This window comes from Yunchengibacter salinarum, from assembly GCF_037658235.1.
Lineage (GTDB): Bacteria > Pseudomonadota > Alphaproteobacteria > Sphingomonadales > Kordiimonadaceae > Yunchengibacter > Yunchengibacter salinarum.
Genome location: NZ_JBBJLN010000023.1, coordinates 1 through 4,709, shown reverse-complemented (window position 1 = coordinate 4,709; position 4,709 = coordinate 1). Strand labels below are relative to the sequence as shown.

Sequence of the window (4,709 nt, the reverse complement as noted above, 5' to 3'; positions counted from 1 at the left end):
ATCCGGCCAGCGCCGTTGACCGGACGCGTATACCTCTACCCCCAGCGATCTGAGAAACGCATTTGTAGCACACATTGCGAAACGCACTCCTTGCCTGACAACAGGAACGGACTCGCATCGCCCAAAACAAAATAAAAGGTGGGGGCCAGCTGGCGCTTACGCGTCACCCATGTGATCGCCAAAAGGATCACAGACCGCTCACCCCTGCTGATGACCCTCTCTAATGCCCCCGACACCAGCACACTGGGCCCAAACCTACCCTACCAGCCGATATCCTTATTGCGACCAAACCGGCGGCTTCGTGGTTTTTCTTTGAGAAAATTCTGGATCGTTTTTTCCAGTTGCTCTTTATCTTCAAGCGCTTGCTTATGCCGTTGATGGGCCGCATCATAGAATTTCTGAAGACCCAGTTGCAGGCTAGGCGAAAGAACCCTTAATATTTTGAAATCTTCTTTATATCGCACAACGATTGGAAACGCGCGCGAGAACAACCATTGCTGACGCACGAGTTCAAAAAGCGCATTTTTATAGTCCTCTTTCATTTTCTGAATTTTTTGCACATTTTCAAATACTTTCTCGTTGGCAATTTTGTTATTCAGATCGACTAATAATTTATTATCTGCGATGTTTTTTATCTGTTCTAAGGATATAAGATAATCCTCCATAGCATCGTTATTTTTGGTCATAATATGATTTTGCTGCCAATGTCGATGAATAGCGGAACGCTTTTGACCCATATGCTGTGCCGGCTCACCATTAAAATTAAGGTGATCAAAGCCATTTGGCGTAAACTTCCTGAATATGTTATTTTTGCGAAAATGCTTATTAATTGCGTCAGATGCTTGTGTTTTCAATTTACGAATAAGATGGACATCATCGATCCATTTTTCTTTTTTATCCGCAAATTCAAAAACTCCGTCATTATTTACTCTATATTTTCTCGCATGAAAAACTATGTGTGCATGATAATTTCTCACATCTGAATGTAAGTTTGGCCGATGGACCACAGCCATGAACGGAACGCGGTTAATCTTAAATAAAAGACATGCATCCGACAATATTTCTTTTCTACCTTTTGGCCCGATATCAGGCTCATAGGGCATTTCGAATACAATTCGATGCTGTATTCGCGCGTCTTTTCGTTTCTCTATTTCTTCAATCTCATTCCAGAGTCGCGCCCGATTTGCTTCTGGCGAACATATCATGGAAGGCACCCCGTCTTCATCAACTTCAATCGCGTCCGCCCGGGTTAGATAATAGGCAGCGAAATAACTCGCGGCTCGCGGAGCTATACCTCTAGTAAAAGGTCGAACAGAAGTCGCCGAGTATCCAGTTGGGACAGGGTGCCCGGCAGGGACGGAATAGACTCGGCCTGCACCTCGTTCCGGACGCAACCCCGGATGGTATCTCGCTTTTCCAACAAATTCTTGCCTAACGCATTTATCTTTTATCAAAAAATGTCTGTTTTTCGGTATTTCTCGTTGGTATTTCTTCCGGAGAGAAGAAAAATGAAAATGAAATGTGGTGTGTCCACGACACGAATTGGATCTTTCCGGGCGCCGAATAAATGGCCTCGCGATGGGGCCTTTGTTTCCGGAAATAGCCTGTGATATTTTTTGCAGATAATTTTCGTTCAAAATCGCGGAGATTTCGATCTCCTCCATCTTTATCAAGCGGCCCATTTTTACCCGTATTTCATCTTCACGATCGATCATTTTTCGCCACTTATTATTGTGTTATTTTTAATATTTTTTTTGATATAGCTATGTATATCAAACAATCGATACCTAATTACTTTCCGGGAGACCCGAACAAAAGGAAGGTTTATTCCTCTGCAGCGCCACTTTGCTAGTGTTTCTGTGCTTATTTTGAGTATGTCCGCTGCTTCTTGTGGCGTAACTAGCTGCGAAAAATCTATTTTTTCCATTAATACTTCTCCTGTGTTTCGATGGTAAAAATATGAACTTAAAAATAAATCGTTGCCACGTAATTTTTATTGTGAACTATTATTTCATTAACATGAAGTTAAATTATAAATATTGAGTGTGTGTGATATAAGAAATTCGCCTTTGAATTTTGCGTAGAGAGGGGGTTTTTTCGGATCTCGATTTAACTTGCAAGTAAAGTTTCGAGTTTGAAATCTGTTGCAAAACATACGTGAAAATATCAAAATTCAGACCCATCGATCCTCGGCGTAGCCTTACGAATCGGAGAATTTTGAGTCATAAATCATTGTTTGAGAGGTAATGGGCTCCACAGGCATCAAAAAAGATGCCGATACACACTTTATAAATGATTTAAATTGGGTTTATTTTATGTGGTCAGGCTTAAAACCAAATCGGATAAAATTTCGACGGTCAAAATCGAAATTTGATTATCGTTTAAAATCAGTTGCTTGATATAGAAACAAGCCATTGCACAGCCTTGGTTGCGCACAGAATAAAATAAAGCAGGTCGGTACCCCGATAACGAAGCGGGTTGTATTCCCTGGCCTCGCCCGGCAAAAAAGGGGAATTGATGAAATTTGATCCATCTGCCGGCATTTCGGCCATCGGAAGGGGTGCTTTAAAGCATGAGCATCGGCACTAGCTCATTGAAGCCACCAGATAACGATTGCGGCGAGGGTGGTTGCGGCCATAAAGACATCTGCACGGGGGCGTATCGTGTGGCGATGCGTCTCCTGTCCTTTAATCGCCCAAGCATGTTTTCGACCTTATGACGCTGTTTGTATTGGGTTTTGCAGTATGATGCCGGTGAGTTGCGCCGTTTTCGCGACGGGATGCAGGCGGCCAACCCTTTGGCGCGAAGGGCGTCGCGATATTCGTCGGAGTCATAGCCCTTGTCGGCGATCAGCACGCCGCGCGTTTCCTCCGGCAAGGCCGGATAGAGGATTTTCGCGCCGACATGGTCTGAGGTCTGTCCCGCTGTCAGACACATGGCCAGGGGGCGGCCTTCGCCATCACAGACAGCGTGCAGCTTGGTGTTCAGGCCGCCTTTCGTACGCCCGATATGGCGGGGAAGAACCCCCCTTTTAAGAGGCTGCACGCGGTGCGGTGCGCCTTGAGGTGTGTCGCGTCGATCATCAGGGTGTCAGGTGGGCCGTCCTCGACTGCCAAATGGCTAAAAATCCTGTCGAACACGCCCATTTCCGTCCAGCGCCGGAACCGATTGTAGAGGGTTTTGTGTGGACCGTATCCAGACGGAGCATCGCGCCATTGAAGGCCATGCTTGAGGACATAAACGATACCAGAAATCACCCGCCGGTCGTCAACGCGCGGCACACCGTGCGAGCGGGGAAAAAACGGCTCGATCTTCGACATCTGGGCGGGCGAAAGCAGAAACAGATCCGACATGGCAAAACTCCTTTGCCATCGTGAATCACAATTCGCCACTCAATGCAAATTAATAGGTCCTGAGCCTAAGGGGCAGTCCCTGAAACTCTATTTCATCGACGGCAAGCCGGATGGCATGCTCACCGCGCAGGTATTCAACTGGACCGGCCATGTTCTGCTCGCGCCGCGCACCCAGCTCTCCCGTGCCCTTAAACGATCCGAGGCTTCGCACACCGGGGTTTATATTCTTCTTGGCGACAAGAACGGCGCCCCCCATGCCTATATCGGTGAAGCGGAAGATATCGGCACGCGCATTCGATCCCATGACAGCAAAAAGGACTGGTGGACCAGCGCCGTGTTCGTCACCTCGGCAAAGAACGATCTGAACAAGGCCCATGCACGCTATCTTGAAGCGCGACTGGTGGAGGAAGCCACCGCCACCAGCCGATCACGTCTTGAAAACGGCAATACGCCTGGCGGCGCCCGCCTGTCCGAAGCGGAAGAAGCCGATATGGAAGGCTTCCTCCAATATCTGTTGATGGTTCTGCCTGCCATCAGAGTGGACCTTTTCCTGAGCCATAAGCGCCCCAATGCAGCGAACACCCCTTCAGAAACCACAACGCCCATACCCCGTTTTGAGCTGAAAACCCCGAAACATGGCATAATCGCCACCGCCCGGCTTCAGGACGGTGCCTTCATTGCGGAGGCTGATTCAGCGGCGCGCGCGGAGTGGGCCAGCAAAAACTAGGCCCACACAGGCGACGCCGCACGCCATGCCGAACTGGTAGACGCGGGAATATTGACCAAGCACGCGGATGGAAACCAGATTTTCAGCGAAGACTATGCCTTCAAGAGTCCCAGTGCAGCGGCATCAGTCGTCAATGGAAGACCTACAAACGGCACGACCGCATGGAAAGAACGGCACTCCGGCAAAACCTACAAGGAGTGGGAGGCCGACAGCCTTAATGACACCGCCGATATATGAGCCCCATATGTCCGCCATCCCCTGACCGACCCCATATGGGCCGGCGCGGAGTAGAATTCGGCTGTCCAACCCGGTCGAGTCGAACCCGGTACCGGGTTCGGACTGGCCCACTCTAATAGGGTGCTATCACCTGATCGCCTGCGGGGCAGGGCCTTGAAAACACGTCGGCGTGACGGTCATAGCGTCGGCTTTTCCTGCTTACCTATTGCTTACCCGCACATTAGAGTAATTTTATTGCTCAGCAAAGAAGATATAGGTATTTGATTTTATTGCGGAAAATGGTGACCCCGACAGGACTCGAACCTGTGACCCTCAGATTAGGAATCTGATGCTCTATCCAACTGAGCTACGGGGCCATTCCACAAGACCGCGACGTATGTAGCAAAGACGGA

Annotated in this window: 3 protein-coding genes, 1 tRNA gene and 2 pseudogenes; 2 read left to right on the top strand and 4 right to left on the bottom strand. The window is 48.7% G+C overall.

The features are described from left to right. Positions 1-260: 260 nt before the first annotated feature. From WGH93_RS13045 to WGH93_RS13035, 3 genes and pseudogenes are all read right to left on the bottom strand, one after another. Positions 261-1,715 carry a MobA/MobL family protein gene (locus WGH93_RS13045; RefSeq protein WP_374765315.1) on the bottom strand — a complete coding sequence of 485 codons (1,455 nt, stop codon included), beginning with the start codon at positions 1,713-1,715 and terminating at the stop codon, positions 261-263. Then, positions 1,712-1,927, bottom strand: coding sequence for a helix-turn-helix domain-containing protein (locus WGH93_RS13040; RefSeq protein ID WP_374765314.1), 216 nt, complete (start codon positions 1,925-1,927; stop codon positions 1,712-1,714). The genes WGH93_RS13045 and WGH93_RS13040 overlap by 4 nt, the downstream gene beginning before the upstream one ends. Positions 1,928-2,590: 663 nt before the next feature. Beyond that, positions 2,591-3,353: pseudogene (locus WGH93_RS13035) on the bottom strand (IS5 family transposase). A 115-nt stretch (positions 3,354-3,468) separates the two neighbouring features. Between WGH93_RS13035 and WGH93_RS13030 the strand changes: the two are divergent. Together WGH93_RS13030 and WGH93_RS13025 are read left to right on the top strand one after the other, a co-directional pair. Beyond that, positions 3,469-4,080, top strand: a complete 612-nt coding sequence (locus tag WGH93_RS13030) for a GIY-YIG nuclease family protein (RefSeq protein WP_374765313.1) — start codon at positions 3,469-3,471, stop codon at positions 4,078-4,080. A 30-nt stretch (positions 4,081-4,110) separates the two neighbouring features. Further along, a pseudogene (locus tag WGH93_RS13025) lies at positions 4,111-4,317 on the top strand (DUF4357 domain-containing protein); the annotation flags it as partial. A 279-nt stretch (positions 4,318-4,596) separates the two neighbouring features. On the opposite strand, the gene WGH93_RS13020 reads toward WGH93_RS13025, so the two are convergent. After that, positions 4,597-4,673: transfer RNA gene (locus WGH93_RS13020), tRNA-Arg, on the bottom strand. Between the last annotated feature and the right edge of the window lie 36 nt (positions 4,674-4,709).